The organism is Pseudohalioglobus sediminis, from assembly GCF_008370495.1.
GTDB lineage: Bacteria > Pseudomonadota > Gammaproteobacteria > Pseudomonadales > Halieaceae > Halioglobus.
This window is the reverse complement of record NZ_VTUX01000010.1, coordinates 148,497-167,881: the sequence shown is the minus strand read 5'-3', so window position 1 is coordinate 167,881 and position 19,385 is coordinate 148,497. Positions and strand designations below refer to the sequence as shown.

The 19,385-nt window shown below is 61.6% G+C and carries 14 protein-coding genes; 9 read left to right on the top strand and 5 right to left on the bottom strand.

Translation table 11 applies throughout. The features are described from left to right. The first annotated feature begins 99 nt into the window (after positions 1–99). A complete protein-coding gene (locus F0M18_RS18335; RefSeq protein WP_188109805.1) occupies positions 100–2,826 on the top strand; it encodes a TonB-dependent receptor in 2,727 nt (908 codons plus the stop codon). Between the two features lie 141 nt (positions 2,827–2,967). Continuing rightward, positions 2,968–5,082 (top strand): sodium:solute symporter family protein, encoded by a 2,115-nt coding sequence (locus F0M18_RS18330; protein ID WP_149612919.1) that lies wholly within the window; start codon positions 2,968–2,970, stop codon positions 5,080–5,082. Here F0M18_RS18330 and F0M18_RS18325 read toward each other — a convergent pair. Continuing rightward, on the bottom strand, positions 5,079–7,004 hold the full coding sequence (locus tag F0M18_RS18325) for a beta-N-acetylhexosaminidase (RefSeq protein WP_188109804.1): 1,926 nt from the start codon (positions 7,002–7,004) through the stop codon (positions 5,079–5,081). The two genes, F0M18_RS18330 and F0M18_RS18325, sit on opposite strands and share 4 nt — an antisense overlap. Before the next feature lie 94 nt (positions 7,005–7,098). Here F0M18_RS18325 and F0M18_RS18320 point away from each other — a divergent pair, with 94 nt between their 5' ends. After that, a complete protein-coding gene (locus F0M18_RS18320) occupies positions 7,099–7,974 on the top strand; it encodes a BadF/BadG/BcrA/BcrD ATPase family protein (RefSeq protein WP_149612917.1) in 876 nt (291 codons plus the stop codon). Here F0M18_RS18320 and nagB read toward each other — a convergent pair. The 4 genes from nagB to F0M18_RS18300 form a co-directional block, all read right to left on the bottom strand. Then, complete coding sequence (nagB, locus tag F0M18_RS18315) at positions 7,971–8,774, bottom strand: glucosamine-6-phosphate deaminase (RefSeq protein ID WP_149612916.1); 804 nt, start codon at positions 8,772–8,774, stop codon at positions 7,971–7,973. The two genes, F0M18_RS18320 and nagB, sit on opposite strands and share 4 nt — an antisense overlap. A gap of 11 nt (positions 8,775–8,785) precedes the next feature. After that, on the bottom strand, positions 8,786–9,955 hold the full coding sequence (gene nagA, locus F0M18_RS18310) for an N-acetylglucosamine-6-phosphate deacetylase (RefSeq protein ID WP_149612915.1): 1,170 nt from the start codon (positions 9,953–9,955) through the stop codon (positions 8,786–8,788). Next, positions 9,937–10,965, bottom strand: coding sequence for a LacI family DNA-binding transcriptional regulator (locus tag F0M18_RS18305; protein ID WP_149612914.1), 1,029 nt, complete (start codon positions 10,963–10,965; stop codon positions 9,937–9,939). The genes nagA and F0M18_RS18305 overlap by 19 nt, the downstream gene beginning before the upstream one ends. 132 nt (positions 10,966–11,097) lie before the next feature. Further along, positions 11,098–12,342 carry an MFS transporter gene (locus F0M18_RS18300; RefSeq protein WP_149612913.1) on the bottom strand — a complete coding sequence of 415 codons (1,245 nt, stop codon included), beginning with the start codon at positions 12,340–12,342 and terminating at the stop codon, positions 11,098–11,100. A gap of 392 nt (positions 12,343–12,734) precedes the next feature. Between F0M18_RS18300 and F0M18_RS18295 the strand changes: the two genes are divergently transcribed. The 6 genes from F0M18_RS18295 (at position 12,735) to F0M18_RS18270 (ending at position 19,377) form a co-directional block, all read left to right on the top strand. Next, positions 12,735–14,405: a formate--tetrahydrofolate ligase gene (locus F0M18_RS18295; RefSeq protein ID WP_149612912.1), complete on the top strand. Its 1,671-nt coding sequence runs from the start codon at positions 12,735–12,737 to the stop codon at positions 14,403–14,405. Continuing rightward, positions 14,406–15,341, top strand: a complete 936-nt coding sequence (locus tag F0M18_RS18290; protein ID WP_149612911.1) for a winged helix-turn-helix transcriptional regulator — start codon at positions 14,406–14,408, stop codon at positions 15,339–15,341. A gap of 48 nt (positions 15,342–15,389) precedes the next feature. After that, positions 15,390–15,773, top strand: a complete 384-nt coding sequence (locus tag F0M18_RS18285) for a hypothetical protein (protein WP_149612910.1) — start codon at positions 15,390–15,392, stop codon at positions 15,771–15,773. A 147-nt stretch (positions 15,774–15,920) separates the two neighbouring features. Further along, complete coding sequence (locus F0M18_RS18280; RefSeq protein ID WP_149612909.1) at positions 15,921–17,813, top strand: M3 family oligoendopeptidase; 1,893 nt, start codon at positions 15,921–15,923, stop codon at positions 17,811–17,813. Positions 17,814–17,840: 27 nt separating this feature from the next. After that, entirely contained in the window at positions 17,841–18,308 is a 468-nt protein-coding gene (gene ybaK / locus F0M18_RS18275; protein WP_149612908.1) for a Cys-tRNA(Pro) deacylase, read from the top strand. Between the two features lie 10 nt (positions 18,309–18,318). Beyond that, positions 18,319–19,377: a phosphotransferase family protein gene (locus F0M18_RS18270; protein WP_149612907.1), complete on the top strand. Its 1,059-nt coding sequence runs from the start codon at positions 18,319–18,321 to the stop codon at positions 19,375–19,377. The last annotated feature ends 8 nt before the right edge of the window (positions 19,378–19,385 follow it).

The window sequence follows — 19,385 nt, the reverse complement described above, 5'->3', positions numbered from 1 at the left end:
ATTCATTGACAACGTTGTCACAGGCTTTTAGGGTATCTCACGACAACGTTGTCTCAGACGGGCGGCGTGGATATAACAAGGTGCCGAAGAGGGAATACCGTGAATACCATCAATTCAAGCATTCGAAAGCTCAGCGGGAGCAAGACCACGTTCCTGCACAGTTCACTGGCCGTATTGGCCCTGACCGGTGTCGTCGGTTCTGTTGCAGCGCAGGCGCAACAGGAAGAACCCGCGGTACTGGAAGAGGTCGTGGTCACCGGAATCCGCAGCAGCCTGCAGGAATCCCTGGAAACCAAGCGTTACGCCGGAGCCGTTGTCGATGCGATTACCGCAGAGGACCTCGGTAAGTTTCCCGACAAGAACGTGGCTGATTCCCTGTCGCGCATCACCGGTGTTTCGGTGACACGGGGTTTTGGTGAAGGTGAGAAGATTGCCGTGCGCGGCACCTCCCCGGACCAGAACCGGACCCTGCTCAACGGTGCGGCGGTCGCTTCAGCGGACTGGTTCGTGCTCGACAATCCCTCGCGTGCCTTCAACTACACGCTGCTGCCCTCGACTATCGTGTCCTCCCTTGAGGTCTACAAGACACCGGAAGCCAGCATCCAGGAAGGTTCCCTTGGCGGTACTGTCATGTTGCGCACGCGCAGGCCGCTGGACATGGAAGCCAACAGTGGCGTGGTCCAGGTCCAGGGTATCTATTCCGAGAATTCCGAAGAGTGGGACCCGAACCTGTCCGCGCTGTACTCCTGGAAAAATGATGCCGAAACCCTGGGTATCAACGTTTCCCTGACCAAGCAGGACCGCACCGTGTTGCGCGAGGGAACAGAAGTGCTGGGCTACCAGTTCCAGGACTTTGGCCTCGGCCCACTGTGGACACCGCGCGCAATCGGTGACGCCTACTTCACCCAGGACCGTGAGCGTGAAACCGCGCTGATCACAGGCCAGTGGCGCCCCACGGATGCCGGCGAATTCACCCTGACCTACCTCAACTCGGAGCTGGATGCAGACAACACCAACTATAACCGTTACGAGTGGTTCAATGGCCAGGCTGGCGGCGGCACTATCGACCCGGCCACAGCACGTCGCGTTGGCAGCGGCGTGGTGGCAGGTGAAGTGGACAACAACTACGCCGAATATTACGTGATCGATCGCGTGTCCTACAGCGAGACAGAGTCCATCGACCTGCAGTACAGCCACAATTTCGAGACCTGGTCCATGGACCTGCGCGTTGGCCACACCGAAGCGGAAGGCGGCACCTCCAGTGATCGCCAGTATGGCTTTGACCGTTTCCTCGACGGCTCCAGCTTCAGCGGCCTGAATCACACACCCTTCTTCGAGGGACAGGTGGAAAGTGATGAGCAGCTTGTGACCCGCGGCCTCGGCTGGATGATGGAAAACAAGCGCATCATGGAAGATGAAGAGGACTATGCCTCCGTCGACTTCGACTTCCCCCTGGAAATGGGCGTGTTCAACGGCATCAAGGCCGGCATGAATTATCGCGATCACGACAAGAGCCAGTTCCAGAACGGCACACGCTTCCACTGGTTGACTGATGCCATGCACTCTGACGATGCCACCGAATATGGCGGCGGCTCGGACACCTCCGGCTGGGATCGCTGGCTGTACGGCAATCTCGATGCCGGCACCCTGGCGGACTACGCACGCAACGAGTCCGGTGCACCTTACCCGCTGATGAATATGAGCAAGGCCGCCTCGGTCATTTTCCCGGCCGAAGCCTATGCCAATGCCGCTACCATTCTCTTCCTGCCCGATACCTGGGATGTCAACGAGGAGATTATCGCGGCGTACGGCCAGCTCGAATTTGAGGGCGAGGGTTTCCGCGGTAATTTCGGCGTGCGTGTAGTACAGACCGAGGTCGCGTCGCAGGGTTATAACTGGGACGGTGACTGGCTCGCCGCCAGTATCGACCAGCTCGGCGGCTACCAGCTGCTGGTGGATTTGCTCGATCCCCGCGGCGACTTCAACGTGCGTCAGGAAACCATTGACCACGACTACACAGAAGTGCTGCCCAACATGAACGTGGCCTTCGATCTCACTGATGACAGTATCCTGCGTTTCTCCGCCGCCAAGGTGATGGCGCGTCCTGACTACGTGAAGATCGCCAACCAGGAATCGGCCAATACCGATACCCGCACCGGCAGCCGCGGTAACCCGGAGCTGGACCCGGAAACTGCGAACCAGTTTGACCTGGCCTATGAGTGGTACTTCCAGGATCAGGCATTGCTCGCATTCACCTACTTCAACAAGGACATCAGCGACTCCGTGATCTCCAGCACCTCGGTGGAGAAACGCTTCGACGAGAAGCAGGGCGAGTTTGTCGACGTGTTGTTCGTGCAGCCGGTGAACGGCAAGGGCGCGGAAGTTCAGGGCCTTGAGGTCAGCTACCAGCAGAACTTCGGCAACTTCGGTGTCATCGCCAACTACACCTACACCGATGCCGACAGCAAGGATGATCGCGATCCGGTGAACAACCCCGGGTCTGGCCTGGTGCGCGGCACGTCAGAGCATATGGCCAACCTGACCGGCTTCTACGAGAACGACTGGATGAGCGCGCGCCTGTCCTACAACTACCGTACCGAATGGTATGACGGCCTGTCTGAGTTTGGCTCGGAGATGTACATCGATGATTACGGCCAGCTGGATACCAGCATCACCTTTACCGTTTACAACGACTGGGACATCGTCTTTGAAGGTGTGAACATCACCGGTGAAGAGCTGGAGCACTACCACATCGACACCGGCCGCAGCGCGCGCCTGTACGACAACGGTGCACGTTACACGGTGGGCTTCAACTACCACTTCTAGAGTTGTGTGTCGGGCGTTGCGGTGACGCCCATGTCGGGTGAGGAGGTATCTCTGTAACCCTTTGAGGGTCGATATGTGAGGAATACTTGCGTATCGGCCCTTTTTTTATGAGGCTGTGTTTTTCACGGTAAAGGAACAACAATGGAACAAACCGTGCTGGCGCCAGTGGACTGGTGGGTGATCGCGGCCATGTTGGGCGCATCACTGCTGGTTGGATTCCTGGTCAAGGACCAGGCCAGTGAAGGTGGCGTTGAAGGCTTCTTTACTGCCGGTCGGAAAATGAAGTGGTGGCTGCTGGGCACCTCGATCGTGGCCACCACGTTCGCGTCCGACACGCCGCTGGCGATCACCGGCTGGATCGCGCGCTATGGTATTGCCGGTAACTGGTTCTGGTGGGGCGGGGTGCTCGGTTCCGTTGCCATGACGGTGTTTTTCGCACGCAAGTGGCGTACATCCGGCGTGGTCACCGATGTGGAGATCACCGAGCTGCGCTACGGCGGTCCCGCCGCGGCGACCTTGCGCTCGGTCAAGGCCTTCATCAATGCCACCCTGGTGAACTGCGTGATCCTGGGCTGGGTTTTTGCCGGCATGAGCAAGATTTCCGAATCATTCATGGACTGGCAGTGGTTGCTGGGCAGCGGCCTCTATGGCGCGATGGAGGCGGCCTACCCGGAAGCCTTGCTGTTTGGCAGTTTCGATAACACCCTGACCATCGCCGTACTCGTTGTCGTCACCCTGGCCTATTCTGCACTCGGTGGTATGCGCGCGGTGATCATTACCGACCTGGTCCAGTTCGCGCTGGCGATGTGTATGTCGGTATTGCTTACTGTCCTCGCGGTGTCCCACCTTGGCGGGTTGGAGGCGATGTGGGATGGGCTGGCGGCAATCTATCCCTCCGATGGTTCGGCGACCAGTCTTGATGGCACACCCTACCTGACTCATGAGAGGGTTGCCGCTTTCGTGCCGGACTTTGGTGACGGTGTAGTGGGGTCTCTGGGTATCCCGTTTTCCGCTTTTGTGCTGACGCTGGGTGTGATGTGGTGGACCAGCGGCACTGTTGACGGCTCCGGGTTCACGGCCCAGCGCCTGTATACCGCACGCGACGGAGGCGAGGCGGAGAAGGGCGCGCTGTGGTACAGCTTTGCCAATTTTATGTTGCGCTCCTGGCCCTGGGCCATCGCCGGGGTCGCTGCGCTGGTGATCTTCCCGCGACCGGATGTGGACCTGGCTGCACGCCAGTTTACCGAGTGCCTGCACCAGGAGCAGGCCTGTACCCTTGAGATGCGTGAGTGCCTGGAGAATCGCTATGCCTGCAGTGTCCCCGAGTATGCATTGCTGTATCGCGATGAGGGACAGTTGTCTCGCGACGGGCTCAGCGCGGCCGCGGTGGCGGCGGAAGACGAGGCCACCGTCGTCGTGTTCCGCGAAGATCGCGAGCGCAGTTATCCGGCCATGATCCGGGAATTGCTGCCCGCCGGCTTAATGGGCCTGATGCTGGCATCGCTGATGGCGGCGTTCATGTCCACGGTGTCTACACACATCAACTGGGGCGCGTCCTACCTGGCGAACGATTTCTACTACCGCTTCATCAACCCCCGGGCCAGCGAGCAGCACCTCACCACGGTGAGCCGGCTGGCCACGCTGGTGATCGCCCTGATGGCAATCGTCGTCGCGAGCACGGTGGATAATATTGGTTCCATGTGGGAGTTGTACGGCGGCATGATGGCGGGCCTGGGCTTGCCTCACCTGATGCGCTGGCTGTGGTGGCGAGCCAATGCCTGGACGGAGATCAGCGGTATGCTGACCGGGTTTGTGCTGGCGCTGGCCAACTACATTGCCGGCCAGAACGCACTGCTACCCGATGGACAGATTTCGATTTTCCCTGCGTTCATGGCCAGCCATGCCGTGCACGTGATCTGCTGGATTTCACTTGTCTCTGCGCTGGCTTCGGTGGTCGCGACGCTGGTCACAGCACCTGTCGAGGCGGCGCAATTGCGCCGCTTTGTGGCCAGGACGCGGCCGATGGGTTTCTGGCGCGAGTATGCCGAGGGCTACGCCCCGGAGCGCAGCTTTCGCGAATCCCTGTGGTATTTCGCGCTGGGCGGTAGTTCGATTTATGCCGGTATGTTCGGGGTAGGATATTTGCTGCGTCTGCAGTACGCCCAGGGGATTGGTTTGCTGTTGCTTTGTAGCGTTGCCCTGGCATGGATGGTCCGGGGCATGGGGCGAATTGATCGCGGAGTCGCAGCGCCCTAGGCGTTGACTGCGCGGCCGTGGACGCCGCGCGCAGCCAGTAACTGGTGTTGTTGCTGGCTGCGCTGCAGAAAAGCCGGCCAGTCCTGCCCGGTAGCGCCGCACCAGCCCCACTCGGCAATAGCGAACAGGCGTGGAAACAGCATGTAACACAGTTTTTCCCGGTCATCGATCAACTCGCACCAGAGATTTCCCTGCACCCCGAACAGGGGAGCGTGCAGTTCGCCCTGAGCGGAAAAATGCTGGAAGCACTGTTCCAGGTCGGCTGTGCCGGCCCAGTAGAGGCCCGGTTCGTCGGCATCTGCGCTCCATGCCATGTCGAGATAGGCCCAGGGCGCGGGGCAGCCGATTACAGGATGGCCGCTGGCGGCAATACGGCTTACCGCGGCCGCGCCCGTCCAGGCGCAAACGGGTGTGCGCGCGTCAAGCGAGCCGCTCTCAATCACTTCTTCCCAGCCGATCAGCGTGCGTCCCCGGGCGGCCAGTCGCTCCTGGGCTACGCGCATGATGTGCCCCTGCAGGTCCCGCGTGTTGCTGTAGCCCTCGCTGGCCATGAGCCGGGCGCAGGCGGGTGAGCCTGTCCAGGCACCGGCGGGGACTTCATCGCCGCCCATATGCACGTAGGGGCCGGGGAACAGCGCGCAGACTTCATCCAGCACCGCGTCAAGGAATGCGTAGGTGCCGGGAAGGCCGGGGTTCAGCACATTGTCGTTAAAGAACTGTACTGAGGTGTATGCCGATATGTCGGCCGGCTCGCACAGCAGTTGCGGCAGCGAGGCGATGGCAGCCCGGCAGTGCCCCGGAATATCGATTTCCGGGATAACGCAAATGCCGCGCGCGGCTGCGGCGTTCACCACCCGGGTAACATCTTCACGGGAATAGTAGCCGCCGTAACGTTGTGCACCGCTACCCAGTTGCGGGGGCAGCACTTCAGCGTGACCGCGCCAGGCACCTGCCTCTGTAAGCTGCGGGAAGGCCTTGATTTCCAGGCGCCAGGCCTCGTCGTCGGTGAGATGCCAGTGGAAGTAATTCAACTTGTACAGGGCCATCCAGTCCAGCAATTCGAGCAACGTGTCCACACTGTGAAAATGCCGGGCACAGTCCAGCATCAGGCCGCGGTAGGCGTGTCGGGGTTCGTCGTCTATCTGCTGACAGGAGAGGTCACCCCTGCCCGGCGGGCGCATGTCCAGGAGCTGCAGCAGACTGGCCGCGGCGCGTAGAAACCCCTCGGCATGCGACGCGGTCACGGTAACACCGCCGGGCATCACCTGCAGGCGGTACTGCTCTTGCGCGAAGTCATCGACCAGGGTGAATACAAGGGTGGCGTCCTCGCTATCCGCCGGGGTCCAAGCCTGCCCCAACATATGCTGCAACCACGCCACTGCAGGCGCCGCCGCGGATACTGCGGCGAAAGTGACTGACGCGGGCCAGTCACAGTGGCCGGGCAGGCTGGAGGACCTTGCAGGCGGTGGCACCAGGGCGCCGGCGGGGGAGACCGCGGATGGGGCCGCAGGGGACACCGCTGGTGTTGTCGACGTGCGCTGACGACGCGGCGGGAATTGCGGGCAGGCCAGTGTCACCGGCAGGGTCTCAGCGCCGGTTACCAGGAACACGCCCGCAGGCAGGTCTGTATGCCGTTGCAACAGGTCTGCTGCGCCCAGCAGGCAGAGCGTGACGCTGCCGCCCGCGGTGAGATCCTGGTGGCGGCTACTGGTAACGCGGATGTGACTGCCGACCCGCCCGAGGATGCGGGTGTCTTGCCCCGGCTCGATCTCGCGCAGCAAGTCGCAGTGCAGCACCCAGTTGCGCAGTGTCCTCGAGGTGGAGTTGTGCAGCGTCAGCCAGAGCTCGCTGCAGCCGTCCGTCTGCACCTGATTCAATTCCAGCCCCAGCCCCCGCGTGGCCCGCGAAGAATTCGTTGACAACGTTGTCATCGCCTCGTATTGTACAAATGACAACGTTGTCATAATTACGCAATAAATGCAATGAAGGCCCCTCAGGGCGTTGACGTGGAAAGCGATGAGCAGGGATCAGTTATTTTTGGGTATCGACGGTGGCGGCAGCAAGTGCAAGGCGCGGCTGGTCGATACCCGGGGTGAATTACTGGGTACGGGCGTTGCCGGCCCGGCCAATGCTTTCCAGGACGCCTGCCAGACGCGCGTATCGATCGTAGAGGCCGCCCGGCAGGCGCTGGCCGACGCGCAACTGCCCGCCGACGCGCTGGGCGGGCTGGTTGTTGGCGCGGGACTGGCTGGCGTTAATATCCCGCGCTGCCATCACGAGATGACAGCATGGCAACACCCGTTCGCCGCTTTTTACCTGGCCACGGATATCCATGTAGCCTGCCTGGGCGCGCATGCGGGCGCGGATGGGGCGGTGATTGTCGCCGGAACCGGCTCCGTCGGTTACAGCCTGGTGAATGGCGTGGGCACCAGCTTTGGCGCCCACGGTTTCCCGTTTGGCGACAAGGGTAGTGGCGCCTGGCTAGGGCTGGAAGCATTGAAAGCCGCCCTGCTGGCCATGGACGAACTGGGCCCGGCCACGACACTGCTCGGCGCTATCGAATCACACCTGGGTACGGCCAGCCTCGGCATCGTGGATGCCATGGCAGGGGGTAGTTCAAGGGACTATGGTGCGCTGGCACCGCTGGTGTTTACGGCGGCTGCTGCCGGCGACGCGGTGGCCAGGGGAATTGTCGAGGAAGGTGCCGCCTATCTGGATGCCCTGGCCCGTCGCCTGCAGCGTGCCGGAACAGGGGAGTTCTGCCTGCTGGGCGGTCTCGCCGTGCACATCACGCCCTGGCTGTCCGCCGATGTTGCAGCGCGGATTCGTGCCCCGCTGGGCCAGCCCGACGAGGGTGCGGTACGCCTGGCGCTGACTGCTCACCGCCGCTAGGCGGAACCCGCAGCACGCAGGCGGCCCAGCAGGGCCTGGTTCTGCTCTTCGATGTGCTTGAAGAAAGCCGGATCGCTGAGCTCACTGGCCGCGGCCTCGTCAACGATGACCACGGTTGAGGAGTGAAACTGCAGGGCCGATGCCGGACACCAGGACGAGACCGGCCCCTCCACCATGGCTTGCACTGCCGCCGCCTTGCTCTGGCCGGTGGCCAGCAACACGATCAGCCGCGCTTCCATGATTGTACCGATGCCCATGGTCACGGAGAGCTGTGGCTGGAACTCGTCGGCACGGAAAAAACGCGCGTTGTCGGCGATGGTCTCCCGGGTCAGGGTTTTTACCCGGGTGCGTGAGTTCAGGCAGGACGTCGGCTCGTTGAAACCGATATGGCCGTTGCGGCCGATGCCCAGCAACTGGATGTCGATGCCGCCCGCTGCGGCGATCGCGGACTCGTAATCGCGACAGGCCTGTATCGGATCGACAGCGTCGCCGGGCGGCACGTGGGTATTTGCCGGATCGATGTCGATGTGCGTAAAGAACTCCCGGTTCATGAACTGGCGATAGCTCTGCGGGTGATCGGCGGACAGGCCCATGTACTCGTCGAGATTGAAGCTGGTGACCCCGGCGAAGGAATATTCGCCGCGACGATTGCCGTCAATCAGTTCGCGATACAGGCTCAGCGGCGTGGAGCCGGTGGCAAGGCCCAGCACTGAGTCCGGCTTTTTGCGCAATTGTTCGCGGTAAATGTCGGCGCCATAACGCGCCACGGCTGCTGCATCATCCAGTATAACGACTTTCATATAGCTCTCGTTCAGGGCTGCCCTGGGTGCGCCAGGTGTTCCCCGCCAACCCAGGTGTCAGTTGCTGCGAAGTGTTCATCGAAGGCGACCAGGTCGGCGCGATAGCCTGCCTGCAGCCGGCCTCGTTCGTGTTCCAGTTTGAGAAAGGTTGCCGGGTACAGCGAGGCCATGCGCAGGCACTCGCCAAGCTCGATGCCGGCTTCCCGATGGGCAATACGCACGGCATCCAACAGGCTGATTGCACTTCCTGCCAGGCGCCCCTCGGCATTGACCAGGCAGCCATCACGCACGGTGATGCGCTTGCCGTAGAGTTCGAAGCTGTCCTGCGCAGAGCCCACCGTTGCCATCGCGTCACTGACCAGGAACAGCTTGCCGCGCGCTTTGCAGCGCTGCGCCAGTGCCAGGGTGGCGGGGTGCACGTGGTGTCCATCGGCAATGATGCCGGCCCAGGTGGCAGCGTCTTCCAGGGCGGCGCCCACCGCACCCGGTTCACGCGAGGTCAGTGGGCTCATGGCATTGAACAGGTGGGTAAATCCGCGCACGCCCTCGTCAATGGCCTGCCGCACCCGTTCGTAGTCGGCGTCCGTATGCCCGGCGCAGACCAGTACGCCCGCGTCGCTCAGCATGCGGACCACGCCGGCCTGTAATTGTTCGGGTGCCAGGGTCAGCATGAGTGGAAATGGCCGCGGCTGGCACAGCCATTCCAGGTCGCCGGCGTCCGGGCGCCGGATCATGTCGGCCTTGTGGGTGCCGCGGCGGGCCGGCGCAAAAAACGGCCCCTCGATGTGTAAACCGATGATCCCCGCTTCTTCATCGGCGATGGCCGCTGCCGCCGCCTCCGCGGCGGATCGCACCAGTGCCGCTGTATCGCTGATCACGGTTGGCATGATGGCGGTGGTTCCGGCACAGCGATGGGCCCGGGCGATACTGCGCAGGCCACTGCGGTCGGGCTGGTTGTTGAGCAGTACGCCGCCACCGCCATTGACCTGGACGTCGATCAGCCCGGGCGCAATGGTGGTGTCGCCGAGATCGGTCACCGGGGTATCCGCTGGCAACTGCTTGCGCTGCATTACGCTGCTGATACGTTGACCGTCGACCACGATGACGTGATCCCGCAGCCAGCGCTCACCGTCGAAGATCCGGCGTGCTGTGAGCGTCGCGGTCACACCGGGGCCGGGCATGTCGAATCGCGCACAACCAGTTCAGGCTTGAAGCCCAAATGCTGTGGCATATCATCTCCGCCGCGGCGCGTGGAGCGAATGCTCTCTATGAGCAGTCGTGCTGCCGAGCCGGCGATATCGCCGTTGGGCTGGTGGGCCGTGGTCAGCTTGGGCCAGCTCTGGCGCGAGAACGGGCTGTCCTCAAAGCCCACGATGGACAGTTCCTGGGGCACGGCAATGTGCTTGATGCGCGCGGCGAACAGTGCGCCTGCGGCGATCTCGTCGTTACAGGCGAAGATGGCGCTGGGCGGTGTTGCCAGGTTCAGCAACTGCTCGGTGCGCTCGCTGCCCGAATCGAAGGTGTATTCGCCTGCCATGACCAATTCAGGCTTTTCCTCCACGCCGTGGGACTGCAGCGCGGCGCGATAGCCGGAGAGTCGGTTGTCGCTGGAGGCGTGCTCCGGGTCACCGCCAAGGAAGGCAATGCGCTGGTGCCCGAGGCCGAGCAGGTAGTGGGTGATGTCATATGCCGCGTGGTAGTCGTCAACCAGCACGCAGGGTCCGGTGCAGTCGCATTCGCTCTCGCCGGACAAAATGCGCACGTGACGTATGCCGCGCTGTTCCAGCGCGGCAATGAGTTCCATTGACTCGGAGAAAGGCGGCGTCAGGACCAGTCCGGCGACATGGCCGTTACTGGCAAGTTGCAGCAACTCGTCGGTGACATCGTCGTCACCGACAGACAGGGGGTGTATCAGCAGTTCAAAGCCCTGGCGCTGGCACTCTGCCAGTAAGCCGTGCTGCATCTCAATGACATAGTGGCTGTTGGGATTGTCGTAGATGAAGGCGATGAAACTGCCCGCGCCACGCAGTTGCCTGGCGGAGAGATTCGGCTGGTAATTCAGTTCCTTGATGGCGTCCCAGACGCGTTGACGCAAGTCTTCGCCCACAGAGGGCTCGCGATTGATCACCCGGGACACGGTCTTGAAGGAGACCCCGGCGAGCTTGGCTACGTCTTTTATGGTGGCCGTCATGGTGCGGAGATAATCCTTATAATCGGTGGGGCTACACCCGGCAAAACCTCAGTCTAACCGCATTCTGCCGACGGGACAACGTTGTCATGCGGGTTTTTTGCGGTGGATAACTCGCAGGAAGGCCCGCCGCCCTCAGGCGGCGGGGGAGATGCCCGGTGTTGCTGCCGGCTGCGCCTGCTCGCTGCGTATGCGCCGCGTCAGTGGAATCAGCACCAGCCCCATCAGTGGCAGGAAGATGGCCACCAGCCACAGCAGCGTCCACTGCATGCCGCGGCTATCCAGCGCCAGCCCCAGCAGCGGGCCGGTGACGATGAATATGGCCCTGACACCCAGGCTCACCAGGGAATTGACGGTGGCACGAAACTCGCCGGGTACCCGCCGGTTCAGCGCCTCGTAAAACAGGCTCATGGATAATCCACGCGATATCTGGATGGCAAAGCCACACAGCACACCCCACCAGCCACTGCCAAAAGCCATACCCAGCAGTCCGCACAGGGGCAGGAGGCCGATCAGCAAAAGCAGCCGGCGGTAGCCCAGCCAGCGTTCCAGCGCCTCGCTGAAGCGCGCGGCCATGCTCACAGTCAAGGCAAAGGCTGCCCAGATATAGCCGAACCAAGCCAGGGGCACGCCCTGCAACTCCCAGTATTTCTGGTAGACCCAGAACACGTACACGGCGAGCAGGCCAAACACGGCGATGGCGAATGCGGTCCATAACACCACCGGTTTACCGAACAGCAGCAGTTCCAGGATGCGTCGGGCGTTGTCGCCGTGGCTTTTCACCTGCGTCATCTCCGCTGATCGCGGGCGCGGCGCCTCGCACAGGAACAGCGCCAGCACCAGAGGTGCGAGCCCGGTAAACGCCTGTACCAGTACCACGGAGTCAAGAGACCACATCAGCAACAGGCTGGCGGCAATGCCGGCGATGCCGGAAGCAGCGGCTTCCACCGCAATCAGTCGGCTCAGGGACCTGCCAGCGCCAGCGCCGCCGGATTCATTTTCCTGCAGGTAGACCTCGGTGTCATAGAGCAGCGCGAGATCAGCGCCCGAGACAAGGCTGAAGCCGATGCCCAGGATGAACTCGTACAGCAGGAAGTCGACAAAGGTGTCGGCCCACAGCAGTGAGAGGAAGCCCACCGCGTTCAGCGCAGAGCCCGCCAGGATCGCATTGCGACGACCCCAGAGGTCGGCAAGGTAACCGGAAGGCACCTCGCACAATGCAATGGTGAGCGCGAACAGCGCCTGCGTCTGCAGGACCTGGCTCATCGACAGCCCGTGGCCCTGCAGCAGTGGCACGAATACGGGTACGATCACCATAAAGCCGGTGAAAAATCCCAGCAGGTAAATCGTCTTGATGTTGTGTTGCAGTGACCTGTTCACGGTTCTGATCCCTTTTACGGGAGAACCCTGATGGCGGAAGCAAATTATCGACAGAAATAAAAAAGGCCTCCGGAATCAGGATTCTCGGAGGCCTTTGTTATCAATATTGCTGATTACATGTGCGTCCTCAAATCACGCTGCCTTTACACAGGCATACCGGCGATGCGGTTTGCATGCCGCTTCGCTTATAGCTATATGTCTGGTGCAGTGTGATCATGGTTTTGCTGCTGTAATCTACGCTGGTAATGTTTTCAGTCCTGTTTGGACAGACCGCTTATACTGCGCCGGTAGTTGATCGGGGTCAATGGTTGTCTGCCCAGCTGTGAAAAAATCACAGCTGCCAGCCGGCGCATGGCACCCGCGACGTGCCGATAACAATAAGGAGAGAGCACTTGAAAGCCGATATCGAGATCGCCCGAGAGGCGAGCATGAAGCCTGTCCTGGATATTGCCGCCGGGCTCGGCGTCGATGCAGGACACCTGGTGCCCTACGGGCACTACAAGGCCAAGATAGGGCTCGACTATATCAACAGCCTGCGCGATCGCGACAATGGCAAGCTGGTGCTGGTAACGGCCATGAGCCCGACACCGGCCGGGGAGGGCAAGACCACGGTGGCCATTGGCCTGGCCGATGCCATGAACCGATTGCAGAAGCGCGCCTCGGTCTGCCTGCGCGAGCCGAGTCTCGGCCCCTGTTTTGGCCTGAAGGGTGGCGCGGCAGGAGGTGGCATGTCCCAGGTCGTGCCCATGGAAGACATCAACCTGCACTTCACCGGCGACATGCATGCCATCGGCGCGGCCCACAATCTGCTGGCGGCCATGATCGATAACTACATCCACTGGGGCAACGACCGCCGCCTCGACCTGCGTCGCATGACCTGGCGCAGGGTAGTGGATATCAATGACCGCCAGTTGCGGCAGATCGTTACCGGGATTGGCGGCCCGGCCAACGGCTTTCCCATGGAGGCCGGTTTTGATATCACAGTGGCTTCGGAGGTCATGGCGATTTTCTGTCTTGCGCGCGACCTGCAGGACCTGCAGCGGCGCCTCGGGAATATTGTTATCGGCCATACACGGGAGAAAGAACCTGTCACCGCCGCTGAGGTGCAGGCACCGGGCGCCATGACGGCGCTGTTGCGCGATGCGCTGGCCCCGAACCTGGTGCAGACCCTGGAGAACAGTCCGGCGTTTATTCACGGGGGCCCCTTCGCCAATATCGCCCACGGTTGCAACTCGGTGATCGCCACCGAGACGGCGCTCAAGTTGTCAGACTACGTGGTCACCGAGGCCGGCTTTGGCGCCGATCTCGGCGCGGAAAAGTTTTTCAACATCAAGTGCCGCAAGTCGGGCCTGGTGCCCGACGTGGCTGTGATAGTGGTAACAGTGCGCGCCTTGAAGATGCACGGCGGTGTTGCCCGCGATGCGCTGGACGAGGAGGATGTCACCGCGCTGGAAGCGGGCCTCGAAAACCTCGGGCGGCATATCCGCAACTGCGGGCAGTACGGCGTGCCACTGGTCGTGGCCATCAATCACTTTGCCAGCGATAGCGATGCGGAGATCGCGGCCATCACCACTTATGTCGCTCAACGTGGCCTCAAGGCGCACCTGTGCACACATCACCGTGACGGCGGTGGCGGGGCCCTGGGCCTGGCAGAGGACGTCATCTCGCTGGCAGACAGCGGTCGCGCCCAGTTCCGCACCCTGTATGACGACCACCTGAGTCTCTGGGAGAAGGCGCGCACCGTGGCGCGAGCGGTCTACGGCGCCGACGAACTGGACGCAGACCAGAAAGTGCGTGACCAGTTTGCCCAGTTTGAAGAAGAGGGCTACGGCCATTTCCCGGTGTGCATGGCGAAGACGCAATACAGCTTCTCCACGGACCCGCAGCAGATGGGCGCGCCGAGCAATCATCGTGTTAAAGTGCGCGAACTGGTGCTGGCGGCAGGTGCCGAGTTCCTGGTGGTGGTCTGCGGCGACATCATGCGTATGCCGGGACTGCCGCGTAAGCCAGCCGCCAACAACATCCATGTGAACGCACAGGGACAAATCGAAGGATTGTTCTGAATGAATCAATTGATCACCCGGGCGAGCTCGATCAACCGGGCCCTGGATCAGATCGGCGACAAATGGTGTCTGTTGATTATCCAGGAAGTGCTCTGGGGGATTAACACCTTCAACGACATGATGGCTGCCATGGGCGTGTCACGTGGCGTGTTGTCGAACCGCCTGAAGTGGCTGCAGGATGTGGACTGCCTGCGCAAGGGTACCAGCCCGGTCAGCCAGCGTCCGGTCTACCACCTGACGCGCAAGTCGGTCGAACTCTATGACTGTGCGCTGATGGCCACACGCTGGGAGCGCAACTGGTTCAGTCATCCACGCCTGGACCGGGTTGAACTGGTGCATGAATCCTGTGGCCGCGTTTTTCATCCGCAATTGCAATGCGTGGCCTGCGATGGTGAGGTCAGGCTGGAAGACGTAAGTTACGCACCAGGACCCGGTGCTACCCGGGACGTGCGCGAAAAAAAGGTGCGTCGACGTTCTTCCATCTCCATCAACGATATCCCTTCTGACCGGGCGCTGTACCGCAATCTCATCAACCTGGTGGGCGATCGCTGGACCGCGAATATCATCGCGCTATCCTTTCATGGATTGACACGCTTTGATGAGTTCCATGGTGAGTTGCCCGTGGCGACCAATATCCTTTCTGACCGGCTGCGTTTGCTGGTTGGCGAGGGCGTCTTCCAACAGGTGGCCTATCAGCAGCGTCCGCTGCGCCATGCCTACGAGTTGACAGACAAGGGTCGGGACCTGTTTCCCTGGTTCCTGGCGCTGTTGCAGTGGGGCGACAAATGGTGTGACCCGGAGGGTCGCGGCCGCCCGATGATTGTGCTGCATCGCCGTTGCGGGCAGGCACTGCATGCGCAGACACGATGCAGTGCCTGCGGCGAGCACCTCAAGGCCCATCAGGTGCACTATCAACTGGATGGGGAGAGCCTGTAATTGTCCCGCAGTCCTGGAAATCAACGCCACCTCAACAAGGAGAAAACCATGAGCCTGTTACGCCCCCTGATAATGCCACTGACTGCGGTGCTGCTCGCTGCCCCCGCTGTGGCGACCGCCGACAGCCTGGAGTCGGCAGCCAACGACCTCTGTGAGAAGGTCAAGTCCTGCACGCTGGCGGAAATGAACCAACAGGAGTTGACGCCGGAACTCAAGGCGATGATGGAACCGATGCTGGAAAACATGTGTGTCGCCATGCGTGAAGGCATTCGTGAGGTGCCGGTTGAGCATGAACTGCACGCCCCGGCCATTGCCTGTTTGCGCAGCATGGCGAATCTCAGCTGCGCCGATTTCCAGGATGACACCAAGGTGGATACCGCAGAGTGTCGCAAGTACCGTGACATGGCCGAGAAGCTCTACGGCGGTAACTGATTGTTGGTGGAGCGGCACACCGCGTCCGCTCCGGCGGCCCGGTGAAGACTTGAAGGATACGGGCTGACACAGGCCTGTTTCCGGGCTTAGCAGTGATTGCGATTTCCAGTACACTGCGGCCACCGTTCAATACACCAGGAATCTGTTATGTCACCGGTGAAGCCGCTGCGCCAAATACTTTTCTCATCCCTGTTCGCCCTGGCGCTGCCACTCTCCGCACCGGCAAGTGCAGCCGGGGAAGTGCTCTATTACGAGGACCGCGCACAAATACCTGAGCCATACACCTGGGATCTGGGCCTGTATTTCGCCGATGAGCAGGCATGGGAAGCAGCTTTTGCCGAACTGGAGGCCGAGTTGCCGCAGCTGGAAAAGTATCGGGACCGGGTGGCGGAGTCGCCGGCGACCATGGCAGCGGCGCTGGAGGAACAGTTCAGGCTGAGCCGCAAACTCGGCCCGCTGTACATCAACGCCAACCAGAAAATCCATCTGCTGCGGAGCGACCCGGTGGGCGCAGAGCAGTCGGGCCGCGTGAACAGCCTGTTGTCGCGTTTCCAGCGTGAGGCCGCCTTCATACAGCCGGAAATCGCGCTGATGCCGCAGGACAAGGTCGCGGCGTTTCGCAAGGCCCCCGAACTCAAACCCTATCGTCACTACCTGGACAATGTCTGGCGCCTGCGCGAGCACACACGGTCGCCGGAGGTAGAACAGGTCATTGCCGGCTCCACCCTGCCCGGAGCCGGGCATTTCAATACCTATGAGGAACTCAACCACGCCGATATTGCATGGCCCACCATCGTTGATGAAAACGGCGAGCCGGCAGTCGTGTCACCGGGCCAGTTTGCGCGCTTCCGGGCGAGCACGGACCGCGACCTGCGCAAGCGCGCCTGGGAGGCGCATATGCAGAAGGTGGCTGATTTCCAGAACACCTATGCGGCGACCCTGGGCTCGAAAATCCAGCGCGATGTCTGGTTGGCACAGGTCTATCGTTATCCCTCCTCGATCGAGGCGGCACTGTCGGCCAGCAATGTCCCGCCAGAAGTAATGGAAACGCTGCTGTCGACGGTGCATGACAACGCCGACAAGATACAGGGCTACAATGTTTTGCGACGCGAGATCTTGGGGGTTGAAACCCTGCAGCCCTGGGACAGCCAGGTCTCCCTGCTCCCCGATGGCGGACGGAAATACACCTTTGCGGAAGCGTGGGAGCTGGCGATGCAGTTCTGGCGCGAGACCTTCGGCGATGAGTTCGCCAGCATTGCCCAGCAGGCGCTGGATAATCGCTGGGTCGATGTCTACAGCAACGAGGGCAAGCGCGGCGGCGCCTACTCCTGGGGTACGTATCAGCAGCCTTACTACCTGTTCCTGAACTGGGGTGGCGAGTTCGAGGACGTTTCCACGCTGGTACACGAAATGGGCCACTCGGTACATGGTGTGCTGGCCAGTAACAACCAGTCCTATCACGACGCGCCGGTAGATCTTTTCGTTGCCGAGGTGGGCTCTGTTGCCAGCGAGTCCCTGTTCGGCGAATGGATGCTGGAACGCACCAAAGATAAGCAGGAACGCAAGCAACTGCTGGATCATGCACTCAGCAGCATCCGCAATACCTTTGTCACGCAGATTTTCTTTCACGAGTGGGAAGCCCGGGTGCATGCCATGGCCGAGGAGGGGCAAGCGTTGACGGCTGCATCGATGGGCGAGGTCTATGTTGACCTGCTCAAAACCTACAATGGCGATACCTACGCCCGGCATGAACTGGACGCACTGCACTGGGCGCGCATTCCGCATTTCTTCCGCAATTTCTACGTGTGGAAGTACGCCACCAGTTTTGCTGCCGGTGAGGCTTTGGCAGCGCGTTTTCGCAGCGGCGACAAGAGCGCCGCCGAGGACTACATGAACATGCTCAAGCTGGGCGGGAGCGTCTATCCCCTCGATGTGCTCAAGGCCGGCGGTGTGGATATGACAGACCCCTCGGTAATCCGCGCAGTGATGGATCGCTTTGGCCTGTTGCAGCAACAACTGGCCCGCGAGTTTGGCTTGTAGAGTGCAGGGCGTCGCCGGAGGAGTGCGTTGACACCCGGGGTCAAGGCGGCACAGCGCCACGGCGTTGCGCATACACTGCATGCCTACAGGCATGACAATGCCAGCACGTCCTACGGCCTGGAGGCTGCCGAGGCATTGCAGCTGCCCCCAGAGCGTGTGTTCAAGACCCTGGTGGTAAGCCTCGACGGGAGCCAGTTGGCTGTCGCCCTGGTGCCGGTTTGCGACCAGCTGCATATGAAATCCCTGGCGCGCGCGCTCGGTGCCAGAAAGGCCGCCATGGCGGATGCGGAATCCGCCCAGCGCGCCACCGGTTATGTACTCGGCGGCGTGAGCCCCCTGGGCCAGAAAAAGCGTTTACCCATGGTGATCGACCGGTCTGCCCAGGCTTTTGACACGATTTTTGTCAGCGCTGGCCGCCGCGGTCTGGAAATTGAACTCAGCCCGCAAGACCTGGCCAGTGTGACTGGCGCGGGCTTTGAGGCGTTGCGCCGGTGAGGTGCCAGCCATGAATTGTGATGTCGCCATACCGCAGAGCGTGGATGAAATCAGCACCGCCTGGTTGCAGGCGGCGCTGGGCGTTACCGTGAGCCGCGTTTGCCTTGAAGCCACTGATGACGGGACCACCGGCAGGGCGGTCATAACTGTCGAGTATGCAGAAGCGACGCAGTTGCCTCATCGCTTTTTTGTCAAGCTGCCGCCTGCTGATAGACAGCAGCGTGCCTTCGTACGTGCCACCGGCATGGGTGTACGCGAAGCGCGTTTCTATCGCGAGCTGGCCGCGGACCTGCCGGTGCGCGTGCCGCGGTGTTTCTTCTCTGGCTGGGATCAGGGCGGTGAGCGTTACATCATGTTACTGGAGTACCTGCCAGACGCCGGTTGCACGTTCCGCAATGCGTCCACGCGCGGTTCGCCAGGCTACCTGCGGCAAGTGCTGGCGGCGCTGGCTCGACTGCATGGGCAGTACTGGCAAGCGCCAGCATTTTCTGCGGGCATGCAATGGGTCGAACCCATCGTCCAGCATGACATCACTCGACAGCTGCTGCCGCTGGCGCTGCAAAAGCATGCTGCAGCCATGCCGCCGCTGTTTGTCGAGCTGGCCGAGTTGTACCTCGCCGAGGAAGATGCCATACATGAACTGTGGCGTCGCGGTGAACATACACTGATTCATGGCGATATACACGACGGCAACCTGTTTTACGACACCCTCGCCGATGCACCCGGCCTGCTGGACTGGGCCCTGCTGGCAAAAGGGCCGCCAATGCGTGATGTCGGCTATTTCCTTGCCGGTACCCTGGCGCCGAAGGAGCAGCAGGTGGGCAGTAAGCAATTGCTGGATTTTTATCGCCGGCAACTGCTGGCCACCGGAGTGACTGCACCGGACCTGGCGACGCTGCAGCGGGAGTACGCGATCCAGGCGGTATATCCGTGGCTGGGTGCGGTCGTCACCCTGGCGATGGGCGATGCCTGGCAGCCGAGTCGCTATATCATGGCATCGCTGCAGCGCCTGCATGAGACGCTGCAGTTGCTGGGGTCGCTCGACGCTATCAAGGCGGAGCTCGGCTAGGGCCTGCT